This is a genomic window from Hymenobacter cellulosilyticus, assembly GCF_022919215.1.
Classification (GTDB): Bacteria; Bacteroidota; Bacteroidia; order Cytophagales; family Hymenobacteraceae; genus Hymenobacter; species Hymenobacter cellulosilyticus.
This window is the reverse complement of record NZ_CP095046.1, coordinates 3,985,451-4,008,689: the sequence shown is the minus strand read 5'-3', so window position 1 is coordinate 4,008,689 and position 23,239 is coordinate 3,985,451. Positions and strand designations below refer to the sequence as shown.

Here is a 23,239-nt window from a genome sequence, read left to right as displayed (position 1 = left end):
ACCCGTTATGACCCTAAAAAACCGAATCCGGCTGAGCGTGCTTACCATGCTGCTGCTGCTGCTGATTGTGGGCGTCTACAGCTACAGCGTGCTCCATGGCCTGGACCGCCGGGCCCAGCACGTGCGTCGGGCCAATCTGCACTCAGTGGAGCTGGGCCGGCAGATGCTCTGGGCCCTGAGTGGGCTGAGTCAGCAGCCGGAGCGCCCCACGGCTTTGGCCGAGTTTCGCCGGGCCCTGACCCGAGAAGGAGCCAACATCACCGAGCCGGGCGAGGCGGAACTGGTCGACAGCCTGACCCAGAACCTGGCCGACTACCAACGACTGCTCGACAACCAGGCCCCGCTGGCGCAGCGGCAGGCCGAGTTGCTGCAGCTCCAGGCCCAAACCAACCGGCTGCTGACGATGAACCTTTCGGCCTCCGGGCAGCAGGGCGAGGAAGCAGCCCGGGCGGTGCGGGCCGCCAAAACCACGCTGCTGCTGATTCTGGTGCTGAGTTCCGTGCTCGGGGCCAGTTTGGTGCTGCGGCTGCCGCGCATCGTGGTGCGCCCGTTGCGGCGGCTCAGCGCCGATATTGAATCGGCCACCGACCCCAGCGCCGGTGCCCGGGTGCCCATTGACCGGCAGGATGAGGTCGGCCACGTGGCCCAGGCCTTCAACCGGGTGCTGGGCCAGATGCAGGACTTGCGCACCGCTAGCCGGGCCGAGCTGCTAATGCAGCGCAACCGCATGGAAAGCATCGTGCAGGGCCTCGACGAAGGCCTGCTGCTCATCGACCAGAACCGCCGCATTATCCTGGTCAATCCCGTGGCCAGTGAGCTGCTGTGCCAGCCGGCTGAGGCGCTTATCGGGCAGCTGGCCGCCGATGTGGCCCAACACAACGAGTTTTTGCAGAAGCTGCTCACGGCCGAAGCTAACACGCCCCCGCGCGACTCGCCTGAGCCCCCGGAGTACACCGTTACCCGCCACGGCGAGGAAGCCTACTACCGGCTCTCGGTCAACCCGATTCTGTCGTACAACGAGCTGACCAGCCAAACCGAGTTTGTGGGCCATATTCTGTCGTTGCGCAACATCTCTGACTTCAAGAAGCTCGATCAGGTCAAGTCCAACTTCCTGGCTACCGTCTCGCACGAGCTCAAAACCCCGCTGGCCAGCATCAATCTTAGCCTGAAGCTGCTCCAGGACGAGCGTACCGACACGGCCGAGCGCCAGCGCATTGCCGGCGGCATCCGCCTCGAAACCCAGCGCCTGCTGCGCATGGTGGGCGAGCTTATCGACGTAAGCCGGCTCGACGCAGGCGTGGGCATCAAGCTCAACCCCGAGCCCGTGGCCCTGGCCCTGGTCATGGATTACGCCGACGACACCATCATGGCCCAGCTCGAAGACAAGCAGCTCGAGCTCCACTACGAGCTGCCCGAGGATCTGCCCGCCGTGCGCGCCGACCTGGAAAAAACCACCTGGGTGGTCATCAACCTCATGGCCAATGCCATTCGCTACTCGCCCCGGGGGAGCAGATTCACATCAGCGCCGAGCAGCGTGGCCCCTTGGTGCAGGTAAGCGTGCGGGACTGCGGCCCGGGCATTCCGGCCGAGTACCACGAGCGTATTTTCCAGCGCTTTGCCCACATTCCTAATAAAGACGGTGTGAAGGGTGGGTCGGGCCTGGGGCTGAGCATCAGCCGGGAGTTCATTACCTCCCAGGGCGGGGAGCTCTGGGTGGAGAGCCAGCCCGGCTGCGGCACCATTTTTCATTTCACCCTGCCAGTAATGCCGTAGCCTAATAAGCTGGACGCTGTATTTAAACAGCATAAAAAAGACCCTGTAACGTGCCGTTACAGGGTCTTTTTTATGTAGCGCCTCAGCTGAAGTACCCTCACCAATCTTACGGTGCTTGTTGCTTAGCCACCATGCTCACCTTACCCGCCAAAGCCGCCCGGGTCGCCCTTGGGCTGGTGGTCGATGGTGCTGGCGGGCTTGTGGCTGCCCAGAAACCAGGTAAAGCCCAGGTAGCCTACCCGCGTTTCGTACTTGGTTTGTACGTCGGCGGTGAGCCCGGCGGCGCCCAGCTGGGTGTACTGGCGGCGGGTATTGAACACGTCACTGACGCGCAGGGTAAGAGCGGCCCGGTCGTGGAGCAGGCGCTGGCGCAGGGCCACATCCACCCCGTACACGGCCAGCAGGCGGCCCTGGGGTACTACAAGCGGAGCCCGGTAATTGCCGCTGAGCTGCACGGTCAGCGTTTTGGCAGGACTGAAGGTGTTGAGCACGTAGGCCGTGCCGGTAAAGTTAGCGCGGGTGCCGGCGCCGGCGTAGCTGGTCACCTGGTTGCGGTAGAAGGAGCCGTTGGCCAGAAGTTTCCACCACGAAGTCAGGGGCCGGGTCAGGGAGAGTTCCAGCCCGTAGCTGGCCGTGCGGCCCAGGTTGGCGTAGCTGGTGCGGGCAATGAAATCGGGCTGGCCGCTGCGGCGGGTGGCCAGCGTATCCACCGTGCGCAGGCTTTGAATGGCCTGGTTGGCAAAGCGCCCGAAGAGTGTCGTGCTCAGCGTCGTCGACTGCCAATTCACCTGGTGGCCTAGCTCAGCCACGTGCACGTACTCGGGGCGCAGGTCGGGGTTGCCCACCACGTAGTTGCGCGCGTCGGAGTAGATGGGCAAGGCCACGATTTGCAGAAAATTGGGCCGGTTCAACCGGCGCGAGTAGCTGAACTGCAGGCGCTGGTCGCCGACGGGCAAAGTGCGGGCCACAGTAGCGGAGGGAAACAAATTGAAAATGCGCTGCCGAGCCGAGCCGCTGGGCTCTACCTGCGCCTGCAGGCCAGTAAACTCCGCCCGCAAGCCCGCCTGGTAGTCCCAGGGGCCGGTTTTCTGCTGGTAGGTGCCGTAGGCCTGGGGCAGGAGCTGCCGGTAGTGGTAGCGGTACGAGTCGGCTGCCTGGCGAATGAATTCGGCCTCTGCCGTCGGCTGCACCGAGTAGTCGGCCGTGCCGGAGCTCACCAGCAGGTCGGTTTTGAGGCCCGCGCCCCAGCGCCGCTTTTCTCCCAGCGGATGCACGTAGTCTACCTGGGCCGAGGGCATGTGGATGGTCACGTCCAGAAACTGCTGGCGGGCCTGCCGGGCGTAGCTGGCCGGCCCTTCCACTACCCGCTGCTCGGTGGTCACGGTGCCGCCATCCAGGGTGTAGGTGGCACTGGCCGTCAGTTCCCGGCCGGGCTGGGCGGTCCAGGTGCGGCGGTAGTTGCCGGAAACGCGGGCGGTGTAAAGGTCGTCGGTTTCCAGGTTCTGGTTTTGCAGCGTAATCGGCGGGTCGGTGCCCCGGCTGAGGCGGGTGGTGAAGTCGCTGGTCTGGCGCAGATCGTTCTTGAATAGCTCGGTGGTCAGGCCCAGGCTCTGCTCGGGGCCAAGGCGTAGTCGAAACCCAGGCGGAGCGCCTCGTTGGCCTGGTGGCGGGCGGTGCGGCCGGTCTGGTCGGTGCCGGTGGTGCGGCCCTCGGCCGTGGCCACTTGCTGTAGGGCCGAGCTGCCGCGAAACTCATTGTTGAGCCCATTGGCGCTGCCATACCAGTTCAATTTTCCCGCCCGGCGGCCCAGGTTGAGTGCGGCGCTGTACTTGTCGCGGCTGCCCACGGTGACCAGCGCCTCCCCATTCCAGCCATCGGGGAGCTGCTTTTTCTGGACCAGGTTGATGATGCCCCCGCGCCCTGGGCTGAGTAACGGGCCCCCGGGTTAGTAATAACCTCAATGGTTTCGAGGCGGCTGGCGGGCAGCTGGTCGAGGCGCAGGTTGCTGGGCGCGGGCTTGCCGTCGAGGTAGAGCGTCACGCCCGGATTGCCCCGAAGGCTGAGTTGCCCGTTCTCGTCGACGGCCACGGACGGCACTTTCTGCAGCACATCGGCCGCCGTCCCGCCCGCGCTGCTCAAGTCCTTGCTTACGTTGATGACCTTTTTATCCAGGTCATCGACGAGCGCTGCTTTTTCGCCCTGCACCACCACGTTGCCGAGCGCTACGGCCAGCGGGGCCACTTGCCACTCGCCCAGGCGGACCACCGGAACTGCTGCGCTCAGCGTGGCGAGCCGGCGGCCAGGACGGTAGCCCAGCGCTTCGGCCCGCACCACGTAACGCCCCAGTGGAACGGCAGCCAGCGTAAAGCTGCCGTTTTCCGCGGTTTGAGTAGTGCTGATCAGGGTTGAATCCGGTAGCCGCAGCAGCAGCACGTTGGCGTAAGGCAGCGGTTGGCGGGTGCTGCCGTCGAGCAGCGTGCCCGACACTGTTCCCAGGCCTTGGGCGGCCAGCGTACCGGGCCGAAAACCAGCCGTTACTAGTACCAGCAGCAGCCATACGGCCGGTGCGCACGTAGGAAGCTGCGGTAGCCGCTGACCTCTATATTTGTTAGTCAGATGCGTAAATGGTTGGCTAATAAGCTTATTTGTAATGCAAGTTACCATGTTATGCATAGTAGACAGTGCTGAGTAAACTGACTGATTCATAAAGGTTTGGGAGTTATGTTGACCGAAACTGAAAGACACGGGGCAGTACTACACTGCTTGGACGCTTACTAAGACAAGCGAAGAAGCAGAATAGGCGGGGAGGAGTGGCGCCGAATTACTTGGCTTGGCAGCGCAGGAAAAGGTAGTAGGCCAAAAGGCCCAGGCCCGTGCTGAAGAGCAGAATGACGAGGGAATGCAGACCTAAAGGCAGGTACCGGGTGCAGAGCCAGAGCCCGGCGCCGCTGCTCAGCAGCAGAGCTACCCACTTCACCACCTTGTTTTGCTCATCCTGAGCGCCAGGCAGCAAGCGCTCCACAATGCTTTCCGAAACGGCGGCCGTCACAATCTGCCGTTTGAGCAGGTAATTCAGCACCACTTTGATGGCGGCCAGCACGAAGCTGCAGAGTAGATAAAATCCGAACACGGGCAAAAACACCCGCCGGGCCAGTTCCAGGGAGTTGGCGTCCAGAGCCGGCAGGGCGGGGCTTTGGGCCGAAGCTCCCAAGGCAGTCAGGCAAAAAAGCAGGAGCAGCAAAAAACCTTTCATAAGTCGGGCCAGAGGGGTATACCGCATGAGACCGGCCAGTGCCGTTCGTGTTGCAAAAAAATTATGAAAAAGTTAGCTGGCTCATTTGCCGGCGGTGCCGGGCCAGCATGGTCAGGGCTTGCCCGGCGGCCAGCAGGCCCGCTCCGGCCACTAGCACGGCGCCAAGCTCGGTAGAAGAACTGCGGAAAGCCTGCACCAGCGCCCCGCCAAACACAGCCAGAAACACGATTACTACGACCGCCACGAGGAAGGCTACCAGGCTGAGCGCCCAGGGAAAAGCGGGGCGGCGAGGTTGGGCTTGGGGTAGCTGCGCCAGAACGCTGGCCGTCAGATCGAAGGCAAACGAGGGCGGCGGCAGTTGGGCGGCCGCCTTAAACAGGTGCTCATAAGTAGCCACCCGGCCCTGGCACAGGGGGCAGCTACGCAGGTGACTGGCCTGGGCGGGGGCAGTAAAACCCCGGATTCGGCGGCTTCTTGCAGGTCGTGCTCGGAAAGATGGGTGCTCGTCATAAATCGTCGCGTTGGTAGCGGGCCAGTAAGTGTTGCTTGAGCTGTTTGCGTGCCCGGAAGAGGTAGTTCTTCACGGTGCCGTCGGGCAGGGAGGTTATCTGGGCAATTTCCTCGTAGCTCAACTCTTGCTGATGGTACAGAGAAATCAGGGTGCGGTAGAGTGGGGGCAACTGCTCGATGGCCGCGCCCAGAATGCCGGCCAAGTCGTGGTCGAACAGGGCCGTTTCGGGGTCGGAATCTGGACCCGCCGCGGGCGGGGCAGGGGCCGGCGTCCTTCCTCCGAAGCGGCATCCGGTGCCAACTCGGCCGGGTCTACCAGTACCAGATGCTTCTTTTCCAGGTAGTGCAGGCAGGTATTGTAGGTAATCTGCCCAATCCAGGTCGAGAGCTTGGCCTGAAACTTAAACCCGGCCAGATTCTTATATGCCTTCAGGTAGACTTCCTGCGCGATATCCGGCCGGTCGGCCGGGTGCCGGATCATTTTGAAAACCATTTGCGTGACCAGCCCTTCCGTGCGCTGCACGATTTGCCCAAAAGCCGCAGTATTGCCGCCCAGCACCTGAGTTACAAGTTGCTGGTCGGTACTCGGGGAGGTGGGCGGGTTGCTCATCGAGGCATCAGACCGGTCAGCTGGAAAGATGTTGCAAGGGCCGGTTACATTTTTCCTGCCAGCTGACCGGTTCCCTTAAAACGACACCTGGTATTGGGCCACTACGGCGCTGCGGCGGCGGTCCACTACGTTTTCCCCGCGGCTGTTGGTAATGTAAAAGGGCCGGTTTTGGTAGCTGAGCGTGAGCTTGGAGGTGTGGCCGGCCAGCAGCCAGTTTATCCCGCGTCGTAGTAGTGCACATCGTCGCTGAGGCGCTTGTAGTGGCTGTACTGGTAGCTGGCGTAGGGCATAAAGGTGGTAGAGCCTACCAGGTTGTCGCGCAGTTTGTAGCCGAGCTGGGTGTAGAACACGTTGCCGGTGCCGTACTGCGGAAACTGGTTGCCAAATTCGCCCAGCAAAGCGTTGTTGGTATAAGTCGGTGTAGTAGGTCGGGTGCCGGTGGCCGGGTTCATCGGGCCGTTGGTGCGCAAATAGCCCGGGCCGTAGTCCAGGTGCATGCCCACAGCGTAAAAGTGCACGCTGGGCGCGCCCTTGGCTGTATCCACGGGGGCGTCGTAGTACACGTCCACGGCATATTGCTTCATGGCCTGGGTGAGCGTGTCGCGGCCGTTGTCGGCCAAATACCACATGGCCTTGGGCTGCACGATGGCGCCGGCACCCACGTTGAGCACGTTCTTTTTACCCAGGTAAGTGCCCGTGTTGTAGGCCGTCAGGTTGCTTTCCTGGTCCCGGAACTGCCACATCAGGTAAGCCTGGTACTGGGGCTGGCCCGGGCGGCGTGAGAAGTTGGCGTTGCGCGTGAGGGCCGCGGCGCCGGCCGAGCCCCGGGTAATGTCGAGCGGGTCGGAAATGGCTACGCGGTAGTCGAGCTTGCTGAGCTTGCCCTTGGCGTAGATGCTGAGCTTGCGGCCGAACTGGTCGTTGACGTCGTTGGTCGTCTCAGCCACCAGCGGCAAATCAATGCCCATGATGCTGCCCGTGGCCGAGGCCGTAAAGCGCGACAAGCCGTTCCAGGCCCCAGGCCGGTGCCCAAGGACAGCTTGTTTTTCACCACCGCGTATTCGCCCACCGCGTCGTGCAGGAAGAAGCCCGCCTTGCGCTCCGAGAGGTAGCTGTAGTTATTGATGCCAATCTGGGAGTAGATAAACACCCGGTCGGTGAGCTGCCCGAAAAACTGCATGCGGAAGCGCCGGATGCCGATGTCGTAGGTTTCGGGCTTATTGAAGCCGTTGACCTGGGTGCCGGGGTTGCTTTGGTTGTAGCGGGCCCAGACCTGATTAAGCAACGTGAACTTGATGTAATGACTCCCGTCAGGGTTCAGGGTTAACTTGCCATCCTTGAAGCTTTGGGCCTGCGTGTGCAGGGCACCGGCTAGCAACGCGGGTAAAAGTACCCCGCTGCGCCACCGTAATTGTATCATGCGTACTGGTTAAGAAAATAAGAGAAAGGGCAAAGGTAGGTCCGGGCCGCCGCCCAAAGTCAATCGGGTTGCTGCTGCCACAGTTTTACGTGGATTCCCGTCGTAAAAGGCCGGTGCACTCGGCTGCATTTTGCCGGCAGCAGCTCACCCGGCCATAACAAAACAGGGCGCCTCCGGTGGGAAGCGCCCTGTTGTAAGCGGGTTGGATTGAAAAAGTTATGCCCGGTTGAAAAAGAGCCGCGGCGGCTAGTTCAGCCACACCGTGTGCAGCAGTTCAAAGCGGTGGGGGCGTAGGCATTATAATAGGGAGCTTCGGCCTGAAAACCCAGCACGTGCACCAGGGGCATGCCTTCCAGGTGCGACTCTACCACGCGTACGGGGTACAGCTGGCCTTCCTCCGGCCAGTCGCCCACGTGGTTGAAGGGGCGGTTACCGGCGTCGATGCAGCGGGCATAGTCCACGAAAGGCGCGTGAGCAGTAGCTTCGGCCAGGGTCAGGTTAGCAACTTCGTGAGGCATAGGACGAAAAGTAGGAACCGAAACCGGTTCGATGGGGAAATAGCGGCCGGGCCAAGTAGGGAAAAGCACCCTGCAAATCAGCCGCCGGCCGCAATTAAGTAACGATTTTGCGGGGGTTCGGATTCCGAAGTTAAAAAAATACTTGAGTTTACTACCGCCGCCGGCCAAAAAGTATTCACCCTTTCCTCGTACACCCTGCCATTCTGTTGCGGAAGTAAATTCCTCCCTTTTGACCACCTTTGCCTCTTCACTATGGAAAAAAACGAGCTTACCCGCCTCAGCAAATTCCTAAGCCTGCACCTGCGGCACCAGCCCAGGACCTGGGTATTACCCTGGCCGAAGGCGGCTGGGTGGGCGTGGAGGATTTGCTGGCCGGCTGCGCCCGGCGCGGCGTGCCCATCACCCCGGCCCAACTGCAGGAAGTAGTAACCGGCAACGACAAGCAGCGCTTCGCCTTCGACGAATCCGGTACCCGCATCCGGGCCCAGCAGGGCCACAGCGTGCCGGTTGACTTGCAGCTGCCGCCCGCCACCCCGCCCGCCGTGCTCTTTCATGGTACCGTAGCCGCCGCCCTGCCGGCTATTTACCGGGAAGGCCTGCAGAAGCTCAAGCGCCACCACGTGCACCTTTCCCCGACGAGGTCACGGCCCGCCGGGTGGGGCAGCGCCGGGGCCAGCCCCTGATTCTGGCCGTGGATGCCGCCGCCATGCAGCAGGCCGGGTTCACCTTTTACGAGTCGGGCAATGGCGTCTGGCTCGTGGATCAGGTGCCGCCCCAGTATTTGCGGGAATTATAACACCCGCCTATTTAACGCCCAGGTCGGGTTTTAGCCGGCTGTCGAAGGGGTGGGGCTCCAGGGCCACGACGCGCAGCTGCTGATGGTCGGGGTGAAGCGGGTTGAGCAGGTAGTTCCACTCGGTGGGCGCGTGGGCCGAGGGCACCTGCATGATCCAGAACTCGCCTTCCTCCATCCAGGCCCGGGTCAGCTGGGCCAGCTCCAGCGGGTAGGGCATTTCCTGCCAGTTGGCCGGCAACTGGTCTACCGTTACCTGCTTAAAAGGTGTCTGGTCGGGGACTTCCAGGGTCAGGGCAAAGTAATTGCGCGGCAACGAGGGCGAATTGGCCAGTACTTCCAGCTTGGCCAGGGACAAATGCTCGGAGGTGTAGAGAATCTGGACGCCCTTCTCGTGCCAGCGGCCCGAGTAGTACAGGCCGCCCTGGCCGGTGGTGTCTTTGATGTAGGGGTGTTTGCCAAGCCGGTAGAGGCGCATGCGGAAACAAGTTCAGAACGAAAAAAGCAGGAGGGAGGCTGCTCCCAACCCGGGCCGGGCGTGCTACTGACCAATAACTAGTAGCCCGTATGCTTACGAGTAGATGCCGTGCTCAATCCGGCCCAGGATTTCGCGCACCTGCTCTCGGCCGATGGCTGAAGACAGCAGTTCCTTGGGCCGCACGCCGCCCAGGGCCGGGTTAGCCGTTTCGAGCCAGTGGTGAAAGTCGTCCTGGTCTTCAAATACGTCGAGGCCCTTGGCTAGCACGGCCGAGAGCTGAATGGTTTTCTCGGCCTCGTCCAGGGTCAGGGCCCGCTTGGCCTGCTCCCGCCGGGCCAGCGTGCTTTCCGATACGCCCAGCACCACGCTGATTTCCTTGTTGGAAAAGCCCAGGCGCTGCTGTAGGGCCCGCAAGGCCTGCACCGACAAGCCCTTCAAGGCCACGGCCAGCAGGTCCAGCTCATTATGCACCAGTTGCGGAATGACGGCGCCACCGCCCATCAGATCAACCATGGTGGCTACGGGAGTTTTACGCATGACAGTCATTTGCTTGTTATTTAGTCGTCATTTGACGGCAATATACGCAATAACTTTCCCAACGGCCTAAAAATTCAACCGGGCCGGTAAGCTGGGCTGAACGTGCTAATTTGCCGGCTCAATTCTCTTGTCCAACTCGCCTGCCATGTCGTTGCCCGCGTCTTTCCCCGTCAGTACCGCCACGGCCGAGCACTACACCTGGGTAGCGGCTGCGACGGCTGGCACCTGGTGAAAACCGCCACGCTGAGCATTATCCAGGAGCGCATGCCCGCGGGTACCAGCGAGGTAAGCCACTATCATCAGCGGGCCCATCAGTTCTTTTTCGTGCTGGCCGGCACCGCAACCCTGGTAGTAAACGGCGTCACGCATCATCTGCAAGCCCAGCAGGGCCTGGAAGTACCGCCGCTCACGCCTCACCAGCTGCGCAACGAGTCGGCCGCCGACCTTGTGTTTACCGTTACTTCCCAGCCGCCCAGCCACGGCGACCGAATCCTTGTCTGACCACTCTCATTCTATGGTAACTACTGCGCTCAGCTCCGAACAAATCATTACGCAAACCGCCGACTTCGTCCGCGACAAATTCCTGGGTGAAGGCTCGGGCCACGACTGGGAGCACATCCGCCGGGTGTGGCACACTAGCCGGGCGCTGGCGGCCACCGTGCCCGCCGCCGACCAGCTCGTGACCGAGCTTGGGGCCTTGCTGCACGACGTGGCCGACTGGAAATTCCACAACGGCGACGAGGAGGCCGGCCCCCGCGCCGCCCGCGCCTGGCTTACCGGCCTGCAGGTCGACGAAACCGTTATTCGGCGGGTAGAAACTATCATCCGCGAAATCTCCTTCAAAGGTCTGGGCGTACCCACGCCCATGAGCACGCCGGAGGGCGAAGTAGTGCAGGATGCCGACCGGCTCGACGCCATCGGGGCTATCGGGGTGGCCCGGGCTTTTGCCTACGGCGGGCACAAGGGCCGGCCCCTGCACGACCCGAGCGTAGCGCCCATCGTGCACGAGTCCTTCGAGAGCTATAAGAAGAACACGGCGCCCACGCTAAACCACTTCTACGAGAAGCTGCTCCACCTGCACGAGCGGCTGCACACGCCCGCCGCCCGCCGCATTGCCCAGGAGCGGCACCAGTTTCTGGAAACCTTCCTGGCGCAGTTTCTGCGCGAATGGGAAGGAGAGGACCTGCTGGCGTTGAACACCCCGGCCTAACGTCTACCTTTGCTGCCATGAACTTTCGCCTGCTTACTCTGCGGTTTCTCGTGCCGCTTTTGCTGCTGCTTAGCACCGCTTCCTGCCGTACCTGCCCCATGGCTTCCTGCCACACGCGCAAGGTGCATTTCCATAATGGCAACAAATACCGGGGCCAGCCGCTGTGGAAAAAACAGAACCCGGCGGTGGGCGAAAAAATCAAGACCCACAATCCCAAGTCCGGTACGCATAAGGCCGACCGAAGCAAGCCAAAAGAGTAGGCTGGATTAGGCAAAACGGGCCTTTTTTCGTATCTTGCGGGCTTCTCGCAGTACTCATTCACTGGTGCCGAAAGCTCCTCTTTTCCGGGGCCTAGGCCGACTTAGATTTCCCTATGGCGGAAGGCGAAAAGATCATTCCGATTAACATTGAAGACGAGATGCGTGGCGCCTACATCGATTACTCGATGTCGGTCATCATCTCCCGGGCCCTGCCCGACGTGCGCGACGGCCTGAAGCCCGTGCACCGCCGCGTGCTCTACGGTATGTCGGAGCTGGGCGTATCCTACAACAAAGCCTATAAAAAGAGTGCCCGTATCGTGGGCGAAGTGCTGGGTAAGTACCACCCGCACGGCGACTCCTCGGTCTACGACACGATGGTGCGCATGGCCCAGGACTGGAGCCTACGCTACCCGCTGGTGGATGGCCAGGGCAACTTTGGCTCCATCGACGGCGACTCGCCGGCGGCCATGCGTTACACGGAAGCGCGCCTCAAGCGCCTGTCCGACGAAATGCTGGGCGACCTGGACAAGGACACCGTTGATTTCCAGCCCAACTTCGACGACTCCCTGGAAGAGCCCAGCGTGATGCCCTCGAAGTTCCCGAACCTGCTGATGAACGGCACGACGGGTATTGCCGTGGGTATGGCCACCAACATGGCCCCCCACAACCTGACCGAAGTCGTGGGCGGCATTATTGCCTACCTCGATAACACCGAGATTACCATCCCTGAGCTGATGGAGCACGTTACCGCTCCCGACTTCCCGACGGGTGGTACCATCTACGGTTACGAGGGCGTAAAGCAGGCTTTCGAAACCGGCCGGGGCCGCATCGTCATGCGCGCCAAGGCTCACTACGAAACCCTGCCCAGCGGTAAGGAGCAGATCGTCATCACCGAAATTCCCTACATGGTGAATAAGGCCTCGATGATCGAGAAGACGGCAGCTCTGATCAACGAGAAGAAGATCGAAGGCATCAGCGACCTGCGCGACGAGTCCGACCGCGACGGCATGCGCATTGTCTACGATCTGAAGCGCGACGCCATGCCCAACGTGGTGCTCAACCAGCTTTACCGCTATACTCAGCTGCAGTCCTCGTTCGGCGTCAACAACGTGTGCCTGGTGAAAGGCCGCCCAATGACGCTCAACCTTAAGGAGCTGATTCACTACTTCGTCGAGCACCGTGCCGACGTAGTAGTGCGCCGGACCCGCTACGAGTTGGCCGAAGCCCAGAAGCGGGCCCACATCCTGGAAGGTCTGCTCATTGCCCTCGACCACCTCGATGAGGTAATTGCCCTGATCCGGGGTTCGCGCGACGGCGACGTGGCCCGGGCTCAGCTCATCGAGCGTTTTGCCCTGAGCGAAATTCAGGCCCGCGCCATTCTGGATATGCGTCTGCAGCGCCTCACCGGCCTGGAGCGCGACAAGATCGTGGCCGAATACGAGGATTTGATGCGTCTGATTGACCACCTCAAGGCCGTATTGGCCTCGGATGTGCTGCAGCGCCAGATCATCAAGGACGAGCTGATCGATATTCGGGAGCGGTACGGCGACAAGCGTCGTACGGCCATTGAGTACGCCGGCGGCGACTTCTCGATGGAGGACATGATTGCCGACGAGAGCATGGTGATTACCATCTCCCGCGAAGGCTACATCAAGCGCACTGCCCTCGACGAATACCGTACCCAGGGCCGTGGTGGCGTGGGTGCCCGGGGCGCGGCTTCCAAGCAGGATGACTTTACCGAGCACCTGTTTGTGGCGACCACCCACGAGTACCTGCTGTTCTTCACCGAGCTGGGCCGGGTGTTCTGGCTCAAGGTGTACGAAGTACCGGAAGGAGGGAAGAACGCCAAAGGCCGGCCGATTCAGAACCTCATCGAGATTCCTCGCGAGGACTCGGTGCGCTCCGTGCTGAACGTACGCGGCCTGCGCGACCCGGACTACCTGGAGAATACCTTCCTGATGTTCTGCACCGAGCAGGGCACCGTGAAGAAAACTCCGCTGGAAGCCTACTCGCGGCCTCGTACCGCCGGTATCAACGCCATTACCATCAACGACGGCGACCGGCTGCTCGACGTGCAGCTCACCACCGGCAGCAGCGAGATTGTCGTGGCCTTGCGTTCGGGTCGGGCGGTGCGCTTCCCCGAGGAGAAAGTTCGCTCCATGGGCCGCAACGCCGCCGGGGTACGTGGTATCAGCCTGGCCGATGAAAACGACCGGGTAGTAGGCATGGTCTGCATTTCGGACCCGACTTCGCAGGAATTGCTCGTGGTTTCGGAAAACGGCTTCGGCAAGCGCAGCTCTCTGGACGAGTACCGCGTCACGAACCGGGGCGGCAAGGGCGTTCGGGCCATGAAAATCACGGATAAAACAGGGGCGCTAGTGGCCATCAAGGATGTGCAGGACTCGGATGATCTGATGATTATCAATAAGTCAGGTATCACTATCCGGCTGCGAATGAGCGACTTGCGGACCATCGGTCGCGCCACGCAGGGCGTGCGGCTGTTGAAAATCAGTGCCGGCGACGAAATTTCATCGGTAGCTAAAGTGGCTTCCGATGATAAGGAAGCAGAGGTGCTCAATGGTGAAGCCGGTGAAAACGGGACGCCAGATGGGGCAGGGGAAGTAGCTCTGGATTCCACCCTGGCTACCGACGACGTAACGGCTCTTACCGACCCGGATACGCTGAGCGCCAACTAAGATTCCAAAAGGCTTGAGTACTTTCGGGCACGGTATTCGTTTTGAATAGCCGACCTGATAGTATTCAAGCCTTTTTTCTTACCCCGCCGGGAAGCTGAACCAAGTGTTCAGGCCGGTGGTTTCTTTCCTAATTCCTTCCACTCATCCACCATTATTCTTCGGCAAAAACCATGAAGAAGATTTTTCTGACGCTTGTAGCCGCAGCGGCGCTGCACACGGCTTCGGCGCAAAACTCGGCCGTAACCAACGCTATTCTAAACCAGCGCAGCGGCTTGCTCGATAAGGCGCAGGCCGATATTGACAAGGCCATTGTGAACGAGAAAACTTCGGGCAAAGCTAAAACCTGGTACACCCGGGGTGAAATCTACGAGCAGCTCACCGCCAACCCGATTTTCGGCAAAAACCTGAAGCCCGGCGAAGGCACCAAGGTAGCCTTTGAATCATACACGAAAGCCGTGGAGCTCGACGGCAAAACCGGCGAATTCGGCAAGCTGGCCGTCGCCAAGCTCGATAACCTGTATGGCCTGGCACTAAATGCTGGCGTAGAGGGCTACAATGCTAAAAACTACGACGCAGCCCTGGAATCGTACCGGATGGCCCAGCAGATCCGTCCGCAGGATACGACGGCTTTCCTGTACGCAGCCTACGCAGCCGAGGCCAAGCAGGATTTTGCCACGGCCAAAGACACCTACGGCAAGCTGCTGGCGATGAATTATAAGTCGCCCGCCGTGTACGGCCGGATGCTGCAAATTGCTCGGCAGGAGAAAAACGATGCGGAAGCCCAAAAGATAGTTCAGCAGGCGCTGGCTGCGTACCCGAACAACAAGGCGTTCATGCTCGAAGAACTGAACATGTACCTGAGCTCGGGCCGGGGTGCCGAAGCTATTGGCAAAGTAGAGAAAGCCATTGCCGCGGATCCAACCAACGGCAACCTGTACGCAGTACTGGGTTCACTTTACGATCAGAGCAAGCAATCGGAGAAAGCATCTGCCGCGTATAAGAAGGCGGTAGAAGTTGATCCCAACAACTTCGATGCGCAGTTCAACCTGGGCGTGTACAACTACAACAAAGCGGCTGATCTGTTTACAAAAGCCAGCAAGATGGATCTGGCCACGTACCAGAAGTCGGGCAAGAAGTTTGAAGCCGACGGAAAGAAGTACTTCCAGGATTCGTTGCCTTACTTCGAGAAGGCGCTGCAGTTGCAGCCTAACGACCGGGCCGTAATCACTTCGCTGCAGAAAGTATATGTGCGACTGGGTCGGACGGCTGATGCAGAGAAAATGAACACCCGTCTGGAATCCTTGAAGAAGTAAGGATAGCAGGGGATAAAAATACACCCGGCAGTAGGCCGGGTGTATTTTTGAAAACTCTACTTAACATAATATAAATTATAAGACAAAGATGGTTTTTGTTTTGGGAGGCTTATATTGGGTAGTTTCCTTTTAACTTAAGTAACGCAGTTGTAGCATAGAAGCAATGTGGAGCAGTCAGTATCATTCAGAATAAACGGCCAGTGCTGGGTACGGCACGCTGGGTTCAGAGCGCGCTCTATAACTAGCTAGCTGCGCGTTTGTATCATGGCCCAGACTTCTACGCCGCATCTGTTGGACTGACAAGCTAACCTTGCAAGTTTACTGGAGCCCCAGCGCCCAGATCTGAATTTACATGCTTGCAGTTAAGGCTAAATAGACGGTGAGCCTAGGTACAGGTTTAATAGTAGGTCCGTCAAGAAAAATTACTGGGCTGATTGCGCTGTTCTACGTCAGAACGAGACCCGACGTGACGGTTATGACGCTTTCCTCCGAAGCTGCGGGTGCTTATGTTACGGCTACTAGTTAGTTCAAGCCACCAGGGTTAGCGGCTAAAACTAGAATATCTGAGCTTGGCGTGCCTTCGCCTGTTACAGTTATGTGTTCTGTTCTCAAATCTTGGAGTTTGATAGAATCGCTGGCCTCCGAACCTATCAATAGAATCCGCGGTAAGCTTCTCTCCTGCTGTTTTCTCGGCTTTATAAGTCATCTTATTATTTGAGTTGCTCTAGGGCCATCCCTAACTTTAAATATCACCAGAGGTCTCATTAAGGCCCAAGAACCAAGATGTAGCTCCCCTATCGTCCCTGTCCGCCCCTTACATATGAGTGGTATTTTTATACTGTTATACTTAAGTTGTATATCTTATTGATGAGGAAATGATAGTAATAATAGAAGTTTAGCTTTATAAAGTAATAAATAGTATAAAAAAGTAATAATTTTATATACTATTTTATACTATGTACTACTTTTAAATACTCGCATTCTTTATACTTGTATATTCTTACCACACAACTCACTCTCTTTTATGCCCAAGACTATTGACTACCCACGCACTAGTTACATGAGTGCTTGGGAAATTGCTGAAGTAGTAGATGACACGGGAGGTAAATGTGCCATCGAAACATGTGCCCGTAAGCTCAATAGAAAGGTTAGTGGCTCTTTCAAAGCTATTATTGGCTCAGCCGTTAAGTTTGGTCTGGTCACCAGTAAGCGGGAATTGCTGACCACTACAAATCTGTTTAGGCGCATTAAGCACGCCTATGATAAACAGGAGGAAAAAGTGTTTCATCGGGAAGCATTCCTGCATCCCCCTCTGTTTACCCAGATCTGCCGGAAATTTCGCAACCGTGAGCTGCCGGTACACATGTTTGACGTGATGCTGATCCGCGAGTTTGGCGTCGAGGAAATCAATGCCCAGGTGGTGGCCAAGGCGTTCGTGGATGGAGCCCGCATGGTTGGCGTAATGGATGAGCGCAACGTGGTAGCGGATATAGACCAACTGGCCGCCCAGCAAACGCCACGACGGGAGCTAGCCAGTACTGAGCTGCCCCAAAATCTATTCCGGGCCCCTACTACTGCTAGCCCATCAGCTGAAGCACCTGCTTCTACAGTTTCGGCGAATAGTATTAAGCCTACAGGGACCTTTGTACCACCCCCAGCCCCGGCACGTACTCAGGATGCCGTATCCAGTTTGTTTGGGCTCGACACGGAGGATATGGACGAGGAACAGCATCCAACAGACTCTTCCTATCCAACGGAAGCATACGCGGGGCCGCAGGCAGTATTTACACCGAACCTACCAACAACTACTGCGGCAGCAGAGGCACCCGCAGTAGCTGAGACGCCCCAACCAGGGCGTGAAGCGGAACGCTCACCGGCAGTAACGGGGACTACGGCTGGTTCTAATTCCTCAATTGGGGAACAGAAGGTTACTTTATCCGCATCAACGGCCCTGGAATAGACACTCAGCTAAACATTCAGGACGTCGATGACCTGCAAATTGTAAGCATACTGCTGGAGAAAGTACGAAAGCAGTTAGGACGCTGATACATTGGCGGGCTCTGCTCCTGCTACTCGTAAACGGCAAAATCAACTCTGTTTAATTTTTATGTTAACTAGAGTATTGGAGAAACTTGACTCCAACAACAGCCTGCATGCCCCGCATTATATATCAAGCGGCTATTAAACCTACTAGTTCAACCGGAACACTCACTCCGGCTGGACTAGTAGGACAGGGGAGTCTTAGGCGGCCTGCTGCTCCCGCCGCAGCAACAGAATATTGCGGGCGTAGACCACCGTACCGAATGCATTCCCTAAGAGGAGTACATAATCAAGGCGGAGCACGGCGTAGCCAAGGATGAGCAGGGAGCCCGCCAGGCTGACCACCCAAAAACCCAACGGCAGCACCGACGTCCCTTGCCGCTCGGAATACAGCCACTGGTACACAAACCGCAGCAGGAACACGGTCTGCCCTACTGCTCCCAGCACCAACCACCCCCGGGAATATCCGGGTGCAGGAGCTTGGCCAGACTAAGATGATACGTACCGCTGAGCAACCAGACGAGCAAGGCCAAAGGGAAGCCATACGCTGCCCCCCGAAACCAGCGGCTTAGTTGCAGCCACTCCCCAGCAGCTGCAGGTTGCGGATGTAAATACCGTAGCTCAACAGCTGCGCGCCGACAATAACCGGGTCGTGGCGCAGCAAGCCGTAGAGAATCATCAGAAACGAGGACAGCAGACTTACTTTCCAGAAAAGCGTGGGCACCAGCACCCGGCGGGCCCGCTCACTCTGCACCCACTGCAGCACAATACGGCTGGAAAACAACAGCTGCGACACCAGGCCAATAACCAGCGCCAGGGTTTGCGTACTCATACGAGCGCCCGATTACTGAGCATCAGCCGGGCGGGATTCGGCCCGCAAGGCCTCCCCGATTTCGTAGTTCTTCCAGCGGCTGCGGATCCAGCGGAACCCAAAGGTGTCGACCAGGGGCTTCCACGCCCGGTTCCAGAGCGTATACTTGGCCGTGCCGGCAAAGCGCGGGAAATGCTGCACGGGCAGCTGCTTGACCCTGCCCCCTGCAGCTGCACCAAGGCGCCCAGGAAGCGGTGCATACCGTGAAAAAGCGGCAGCCGACGGGCGTACTCTATCTTGAGAATCTTCAAGGGGCAGCCCGTATCCTGGATGCCGTCGTTAATCAAGGTCCGGCGCACGGTGTTGGCCAGCTTCGAAGAGAGCTTCTTGACCATAGTATCCTGCCGCTTGGCCCGGATACCGTTGACCATATCATACTCGGGAAAAAACTCGAGAAACTTCAGAAAGTCGAGCGGGGTGGTTTGAATATCGGAATCGATATACCCCACCAGGGTACTGCGGCAGTGGTCGATGCCGGCCTTGATGGCCGTGCTCAGGCCCTGGTTATGGGCCAGGGAAATAAACTCGTAGCGCCGGTCGTCCCCACAGATGCTGCGCAAGAGTTCCAAAGAGCCATCCGTGCTGCCATCGTTAATGAAAAGAACGGTCGTAGGCAGGGGGGTTTGGACCAGAAACTTGTTCATCTCCACCACAAATTGCAGCAGGCTTTCTTCCTCATTGAAGACGGGAACCAGCACGGTCAAGGTTTGGGCAGACAGGTAGGCAGCGGGAGTCTCAGACATAAGCAAGCAGCAAGGAGGCACAAAGTAGCAACAAAAAACCGCCGTGGGGTTACTTCCCCACGGCGGCTACCGGTTAATCAGCGGATTGGTCCAGCTCCCTGACGCTAGAACTACTCCCGGCGGGTGCCGGCCGAAATGGTGGAGTGCCGCTGGCGCAGCACAGCCACCACGTCTTCCAGGCTCAACCCGGAGGCGGTGAGCAGCACCAGCAGGTGGTAGAGCAGATCGGCGGCTTCGCCGCTGAGCCCGGCGCGGTTGCCGGCTACGGCATCGATGACGGTTTCGACGGCCTCCTCTCCCACTTTCTGGGCTATTTTGGACATGCCCTTGGCAAAAAGCGACGCGGTATAGGACTTCGGGTCTTCCTCGGGATGCTGGTAGCGGCGCTGCACCAGGCGCTCCAGCTCGGCCAGAAACCCGACCGGCGCCGTGGGCAGGGCCGTCTGCTCGGGCTGCTCGAAGCAGCTAACGGTACCCCGGTGGCAGGTGGGCCCGTCGGGAATAGCCCGGATCAGCACCGCGTCCTGGTCGCAGTCGGGATGCAGGCTCACCACGCGCAGGAAGTTGCCCGAGGTTTCGCCCTTGGTCCAGAGGCGGTTTTTGGAGCGGGAGAAAAACGTGACCCGGCTTTCGGTACGGGTCTTTTCCCAGGCTTCCTCATTCACATAGCCCAGCATGAGCACCTGCCCGGTAGCAGAGTCCTGCACTACGGCGGGAATAAGCCCGTCGGGCATTTTCTTAAAGTCGAGTTCCATTCGTTGACGGCGTTGAGGTCGTGGTAAGTAAATAGCAGCCGACGAGGCCGCAGGCAAGGCGAGGCTTCACTCCTCTCGGATTACAGCCGCATGGGAATGCCTTCGGCCTGCAGATGCTCCTTGAGCTCCCGGATGCCGATTTCCCCGAAGTGAAAAATGCTGGCGGCCAGCCCGGCGTGGGCGTGGGCCTGCTGAAATACCTGCGTGAAGTGCTCCATGCTCCCGGCCCCGCCCGAAGCCACTACCGGTACCGACACGGCCCGGGCTACGGCCCCGGTGATGTCCAGGGCAAAGCCATCCTTGGTGCCGTCGTTGCTCATGGAAGTCAGCAGCAGCTCGCCGGCGCCTCGGTCGGCAGCTTCCCGGCACCAGGCTACGGCATCCCGCTCGGTGTTATGAGTACCGGCCCGGGTGTAGATCTGCCAGCCGGCCTCCGCAGTATAGCGGGCATCGGCGGCCACCACGATGCACTGGCTGCCGAAGCGGCGGGCCAGCTCATCAATCAGCTCAGGGCGGTGCAGGGCCGCCGAGTTGATGCTGACTTTATCGGCTCCGTTGAGCAGCAAAGCCTCTACATCGGCCACCGTGCCGATACCGCCCCCCACAGTGAAGGGTATATCCAGCTCCCGGGCCACGTCGCGCACCAAATGAATAAGGGTGGCCCGTTTCTGGTTCGTGGCTGTAATGTCGAGAAACACCAGCTCATCAGCCCCTCCAGGGCGTAGCGGGCCGCCAGGGCCACCGGGTCGCCGGCGTCGCGCAGGCCCTCGAAGCGGACTCCCTTAACGGTACGGCCGTCCTTGACGTCGAGACAGGGAATAATTCGTTTGGTCAGCATAGGATGGGCTAAAGAAACTTCTGCAGCTGCTGCAGGGTGATGGTGCCTTCGTATATGGCTTTGCCGATAATGGCCCCGTGCATGCCCACCTCGGCCAACACTTCCACGTCGGCCATCGTGGTAACGCCCCCACTGGCCACCAGCCGGGCCGTGGGCAGCTGGGCTCGCAGTGTGCGGTAAGTAGCCACCGAAGGTCCCTGCAGCTTGCCGTCCTTGCTGACGTCGGTACACACGAAGGTCGTGGCCCCGTCGGCAAGGTAGCCCCCGATAAACTCGGCCACCGTCCGCTCCGACTGCTCGGCCCAGGCATTGATGGAAATATGGTTGTCCCGAAAGTCAGCCCCCAGCAGAATCCGGTCGGCGCCAAACTCCTGCAGCCACTGCCGCACCGTAGCAGGCTCGCGCACGGCAATGCTGCCGGCGGTAATCTGGGCGGCCCCGGCCGCGAAGGCCTGGCGCACGGCCTCTTCACTCTGCAGGCCGCCCCCAAAGTCGATGACCAGGCTGGTGTGGCGGGCAATGCGCTCCAGCACGGGCAGATTGACCGGCTGCCGGGCCCGGGCCCCATCCAGATCCACCAGGTGCAGACGCTTGACGCCGGCCGCTTCAAAGCGCTGAGCCACGGCCAAGGGGTCGGCATCGTAGGTGGTCTGCTGGGCAAAGTCGCCTTCGGTCAGACGCACGCACTGGCCACCAATCAGGTCAATTGCGGGTATTATCTCCATGAGTTAAAGCTTGAGAAAGTTTTCGAGGATGCGCGTACCCACCGGCCCGCTTTTCTCGGTGTGGAACTGCACCGCGTAGAAGTTGTGGTGCTGCACGGCGGCACTAAAGGGCGTGGGATACGTGGCCTCGGCAATGGTGTAGTCGCCCACGGGAGCGTAGTAGCTGTGCACGAAATAAACGAAGTCCTGCTCCCGCAGCCCGTCGAACAAAGGGCTGCGCAGCCGCTGCAGATTGTTCCAGCCCATGTGGGGCACCTTGTACTCGGGCGCGGCCGGGAAGCGCTTTACCTCATAGGGCAGAATCCCCAGCATGGTGGCATCGTTCTCCTCGCTATGGGTGCCCAGCAGCTGCATGCCCAGACAGATCCCCAAAAAGGGCTGCGTGAGCGTGGGCAGAACCTGATCGAGGCCCTGGGCCCGGAGCTCCCGCATGGCGGAGGCCGCTTCGCCTTCTCCGGGAAACAGGATCTTATCAGCGTTCCGGATCTGCTCGGGGTCGGCCGTGAGCGTGGCCCGCACCCCCAGGCGCTCCAGGGCAAAGAGCACGGACTGCACGTTGCCACCCTTGTAATCTATTACCGCTATTTCCATTTGAGTATGTCCATTTGTTTACTCATTTGTGAATACTGAGAGGCTGCCTGCCTTTCACTCAGATTCCTCTCCCTCTGAACTTAAACATATAATAACAAGGCAGAGAATCCACCCTTATCCAAATGTTAAAACATTTGGATAAGGACTTTACAGCACCCCTTTCGTGCTGGGAATTTCCATTTTGCTTGCGTCCCGCACCAGCGCCATCTTAATGGACTTGGCAACAGCCTTGAAGATGGCTTCAATTTTATGGTGCTCGTTTTGGCCCTCACATTTAATGTTGAGGTTGCAGCGGGCCGCGTCAGAAAAGCTTTTGAAGAAATGGTAGAACATTTCGCAGGGCATGTCCCCTACCCGCTCCCGCTTAAACTCGGCGTCCCATACTATCCAGGGCCGGCCCGAAAAGTCGATGGCGGCCTGGGCTAGCACGTCGTCCATGGGAAGCAGGAAACCATAGCGGGCCAGGCCGCGCTTGTCGCCCAGGGCCTGGTGGAAGGCTTCGCCCAGGGCAATGGCCGTGTCTTCAATGGTGTGGTGCTCGTCAATGTGCAGGTCGCCCTGCACCTGGATTTTCATGTCCACGCCCGAGTGCTTGCTGAGCTGGTCGAGCATGTGGTCGAAAAAGCCTAGGCCCGTGTGCATGTCGGGGCGGCCGGCTCCATCGAGGTTGAGCTCGATGCGAATCTTGGTTTCGTTTGTGTCGCGCTGCACCACGGCCGTGCGAGCCGGCAAACGCAGAAACTGGTAGATGGCCTCCCAGCTGGTCGTTGACAAGGCGGCGCGCTCGTCGGCTTCCTGCCGAATCAGGATGGACTGGCAGCCCAGGTTCTGGGCCAGCTCCACGTCGGTAAGCCGGTCACCGATAACAAAGGAGTGTTGAAGGTCATAGGCCCCGGGCGCCAGGTACTGCTGCAGCATGCCGATACCGGGCTTGCGGGTGGGCAGGTTGTCGTGGGGAAAGCTCCGGTCGATATGCTCGCGCACGAACTCCACTCCTTCCGAGCGCAGCACGTCGAGCATCATGGTGTGAGCGGGCCAGAACGTTTCCTCGGGAAAGCTTGCCGTACCCAGTCCGTCCTGGTTGCTGACCAGCACCAACTCGAAGTCGAGCTCCCGGGCAATGCGCGCGAGGCCGGTGATGGCGCCCGGTACAAACTGAAATTTTTCCCGGGTGAGGGCGTCGACCTGAAAATCCGTTGGGGGCTCAATCAGGATGGTACCGTCGCGGTCAATGAAAAGAACTTTCTTCATGGTATAAAATCGGAAGCCTGTGCTTGGCGGAGAAGTGCGTGAAAAGAAGGTTTA

At 59.5% G+C, this 23,239-nt stretch carries 28 protein-coding genes and 1 pseudogene; 10 read left to right on the top strand and 19 right to left on the bottom strand.

Features of this window, described 5'->3' with window-relative positions; all coding sequences use genetic code 11:
* Positions 1-7: 7 nt before the first annotated feature.
* Both MUN79_RS19755 and MUN79_RS19750 read left to right on the top strand, forming a co-directional pair.
* Entirely contained in the window at positions 8-1,555 is a 1,548-nt protein-coding gene (locus MUN79_RS19755; RefSeq protein WP_244674311.1) for a sensor histidine kinase, read from the top strand.
* On the top strand, positions 1,546-1,773 hold the full coding sequence (locus MUN79_RS19750; protein ID WP_244678364.1) for a sensor histidine kinase: 228 nt from the start codon (positions 1,546-1,548) through the stop codon (positions 1,771-1,773). Before MUN79_RS19755 ends, MUN79_RS19750 begins: the two co-directional genes overlap by 10 nt.
* A 140-nt stretch (positions 1,774-1,913) precedes the next feature.
* Here the strand turns inward: MUN79_RS19750 and MUN79_RS19745 are convergent, their stop codons facing one another.
* The 9 genes from MUN79_RS19745 to MUN79_RS19705 all read right to left on the bottom strand — a co-directional run bounded on the left by MUN79_RS19745 (position 1,914) and on the right by MUN79_RS19705 (position 8,084).
* Entirely contained in the window at positions 1,914-3,347 is a 1,434-nt protein-coding gene (locus MUN79_RS19745) for an outer membrane beta-barrel family protein (protein WP_244678363.1), read from the bottom strand.
* Positions 3,348-3,370: 23 nt separating this feature from the next.
* Positions 3,371-3,562 (bottom strand): hypothetical protein, encoded by a 192-nt coding sequence (locus tag MUN79_RS19740; protein ID WP_244674310.1) that lies wholly within the window; start codon positions 3,560-3,562, stop codon positions 3,371-3,373.
* Positions 3,559-4,260: a carboxypeptidase regulatory-like domain-containing protein gene (locus MUN79_RS19735; protein ID WP_244674309.1), complete on the bottom strand. Its 702-nt coding sequence runs from the start codon at positions 4,258-4,260 to the stop codon at positions 3,559-3,561. Before MUN79_RS19735 ends, MUN79_RS19740 begins: the two co-directional genes overlap by 4 nt.
* A gap of 334 nt (positions 4,261-4,594) precedes the next feature.
* A complete protein-coding gene (locus tag MUN79_RS19730; protein ID WP_244674308.1) occupies positions 4,595-5,026 on the bottom strand; it encodes a hypothetical protein in 432 nt (143 codons plus the stop codon).
* A 61-nt stretch (positions 5,027-5,087) separates the two neighbouring features.
* Entirely contained in the window at positions 5,088-5,423 is a 336-nt protein-coding gene (locus tag MUN79_RS19725; protein WP_244674307.1) for a hypothetical protein, read from the bottom strand.
* 109 nt (positions 5,424-5,532) lie between these two features.
* Positions 5,533-5,739 carry an RNA polymerase sigma factor gene (locus MUN79_RS19720; RefSeq protein ID WP_244674306.1) on the bottom strand — a complete coding sequence of 69 codons (207 nt, stop codon included), beginning with the start codon at positions 5,737-5,739 and terminating at the stop codon, positions 5,533-5,535.
* The gene (locus tag MUN79_RS19715; RefSeq protein ID WP_244674305.1) at positions 5,682-6,146 is read right to left on the bottom strand and encodes an RNA polymerase sigma factor; all 465 of its coding nucleotides are present in this window, start codon (positions 6,144-6,146) and stop codon (positions 5,682-5,684) included. The genes MUN79_RS19720 and MUN79_RS19715 overlap by 58 nt, the downstream gene beginning before the upstream one ends.
* Before the next feature lie 215 nt (positions 6,147-6,361).
* Positions 6,362-7,150 (bottom strand): hypothetical protein, encoded by a 789-nt coding sequence (locus MUN79_RS19710; protein ID WP_244674304.1) that lies wholly within the window; start codon positions 7,148-7,150, stop codon positions 6,362-6,364.
* A gap of 667 nt (positions 7,151-7,817) precedes the next feature.
* Positions 7,818-8,084 (bottom strand): hypothetical protein, encoded by a 267-nt coding sequence (locus MUN79_RS19705; protein WP_244674303.1) that lies wholly within the window; start codon positions 8,082-8,084, stop codon positions 7,818-7,820.
* A gap of 239 nt (positions 8,085-8,323) precedes the next feature.
* Between MUN79_RS19705 and MUN79_RS19700 the strand changes: the two genes are divergently transcribed.
* Together MUN79_RS19700 and MUN79_RS19695 are read left to right on the top strand one after the other, a co-directional pair.
* On the top strand, positions 8,324-8,767 hold the full coding sequence (locus tag MUN79_RS19700) for an RNA 2'-phosphotransferase (protein ID WP_244674302.1): 444 nt from the start codon (positions 8,324-8,326) through the stop codon (positions 8,765-8,767).
* The gene (locus MUN79_RS19695) at positions 8,740-8,880 is read left to right on the top strand and encodes an RNA 2'-phosphotransferase (RefSeq protein WP_244674301.1); all 141 of its coding nucleotides are present in this window, start codon (positions 8,740-8,742) and stop codon (positions 8,878-8,880) included. The genes MUN79_RS19700 and MUN79_RS19695 overlap by 28 nt, the downstream gene beginning before the upstream one ends.
* Before the next feature lie 7 nt (positions 8,881-8,887).
* Here MUN79_RS19695 and MUN79_RS19690 read toward each other — a convergent pair whose 3' ends face one another.
* Positions 8,888-9,355 carry an RES family NAD+ phosphorylase gene (locus tag MUN79_RS19690; protein WP_244674300.1) on the bottom strand — a complete coding sequence of 156 codons (468 nt, stop codon included), beginning with the start codon at positions 9,353-9,355 and terminating at the stop codon, positions 8,888-8,890.
* A 93-nt stretch (positions 9,356-9,448) separates the two neighbouring features.
* Positions 9,449-9,892, bottom strand: a complete 444-nt coding sequence (locus MUN79_RS19685; protein ID WP_244674299.1) for an Xre family toxin-antitoxin system antitoxin — start codon at positions 9,890-9,892, stop codon at positions 9,449-9,451.
* Positions 9,893-10,120: 228 nt separating this feature from the next.
* Between MUN79_RS19685 and MUN79_RS19680 the strand changes: the two genes are divergently transcribed.
* The 6 genes from MUN79_RS19680 to MUN79_RS19655 all read left to right on the top strand — a co-directional run bounded on the left by MUN79_RS19680 (position 10,121) and on the right by MUN79_RS19655 (position 17,331).
* Positions 10,121-10,393, top strand: a complete 273-nt coding sequence (locus tag MUN79_RS19680; protein WP_244674298.1) for a cupin domain-containing protein — start codon at positions 10,121-10,123, stop codon at positions 10,391-10,393.
* A gap of 13 nt (positions 10,394-10,406) precedes the next feature.
* Positions 10,407-11,102, top strand: coding sequence for an HD domain-containing protein (locus MUN79_RS19675; protein ID WP_244674297.1), 696 nt, complete (start codon positions 10,407-10,409; stop codon positions 11,100-11,102).
* A 17-nt stretch (positions 11,103-11,119) separates the two neighbouring features.
* Positions 11,120-11,362 carry a hypothetical protein gene (locus MUN79_RS19670; protein WP_244674296.1) on the top strand — a complete coding sequence of 81 codons (243 nt, stop codon included), beginning with the start codon at positions 11,120-11,122 and terminating at the stop codon, positions 11,360-11,362.
* Positions 11,363-11,475: 113 nt separating this feature from the next.
* Positions 11,476-14,058, top strand: coding sequence for a DNA gyrase subunit A (gene gyrA / locus MUN79_RS19665; protein WP_244674295.1), 2,583 nt, complete (start codon positions 11,476-11,478; stop codon positions 14,056-14,058).
* A 170-nt stretch (positions 14,059-14,228) separates the two neighbouring features.
* A complete protein-coding gene (locus MUN79_RS19660) occupies positions 14,229-15,371 on the top strand; it encodes a tetratricopeptide repeat protein (RefSeq protein ID WP_244674294.1) in 1,143 nt (380 codons plus the stop codon).
* A 1,024-nt stretch (positions 15,372-16,395) separates the two neighbouring features.
* Positions 16,396-17,331, top strand: a complete 936-nt coding sequence (locus MUN79_RS19655; protein WP_244674293.1) for a hypothetical protein — start codon at positions 16,396-16,398, stop codon at positions 17,329-17,331.
* A 281-nt stretch (positions 17,332-17,612) separates the two neighbouring features.
* Here MUN79_RS19655 and MUN79_RS19650 read toward each other — a convergent pair whose 3' ends face one another.
* From MUN79_RS19650 to hisB, 8 genes and pseudogenes are all read right to left on the bottom strand, one after another.
* Positions 17,613-17,858, bottom strand: coding sequence for a lipid-A-disaccharide synthase N-terminal domain-containing protein (locus MUN79_RS19650; RefSeq protein ID WP_244674292.1), 246 nt, complete (start codon positions 17,856-17,858; stop codon positions 17,613-17,615).
* Positions 17,859-17,979: 121 nt separating this feature from the next.
* Complete coding sequence (locus MUN79_RS19645) at positions 17,980-18,243, bottom strand: lipid-A-disaccharide synthase N-terminal domain-containing protein (protein ID WP_244674291.1); 264 nt, start codon at positions 18,241-18,243, stop codon at positions 17,980-17,982.
* Complete coding sequence (locus MUN79_RS19640; protein ID WP_244674290.1) at positions 18,240-19,025, bottom strand: glycosyltransferase; 786 nt, start codon at positions 19,023-19,025, stop codon at positions 18,240-18,242. The genes MUN79_RS19645 and MUN79_RS19640 overlap by 4 nt, the downstream gene beginning before the upstream one ends.
* 110 nt (positions 19,026-19,135) lie before the next feature.
* Positions 19,136-19,780, bottom strand: a complete 645-nt coding sequence (hisIE, locus tag MUN79_RS19635; protein ID WP_244674289.1) for a bifunctional phosphoribosyl-AMP cyclohydrolase/phosphoribosyl-ATP diphosphatase HisIE — start codon at positions 19,778-19,780, stop codon at positions 19,136-19,138.
* An 80-nt stretch (positions 19,781-19,860) separates the two neighbouring features.
* A pseudogene (hisF, locus tag MUN79_RS19630) lies at positions 19,861-20,618 on the bottom strand (imidazole glycerol phosphate synthase subunit HisF).
* A gap of 8 nt (positions 20,619-20,626) precedes the next feature.
* Entirely contained in the window at positions 20,627-21,343 is a 717-nt protein-coding gene (gene hisA, locus MUN79_RS19625; RefSeq protein ID WP_244674288.1) for a 1-(5-phosphoribosyl)-5-[(5-phosphoribosylamino)methylideneamino]imidazole-4-carboxamide isomerase, read from the bottom strand.
* Positions 21,344-21,346: 3 nt separating this feature from the next.
* Entirely contained in the window at positions 21,347-21,934 is a 588-nt protein-coding gene (gene hisH / locus MUN79_RS19620; protein WP_244674287.1) for an imidazole glycerol phosphate synthase subunit HisH, read from the bottom strand.
* 147 nt (positions 21,935-22,081) lie between these two features.
* Positions 22,082-23,185 (bottom strand): bifunctional histidinol-phosphatase/imidazoleglycerol-phosphate dehydratase HisB, encoded by a 1,104-nt coding sequence (gene hisB, locus MUN79_RS19615; RefSeq protein WP_244674286.1) that lies wholly within the window; start codon positions 23,183-23,185, stop codon positions 22,082-22,084.
* Between the last annotated feature and the right edge of the window lie 54 nt (positions 23,186-23,239).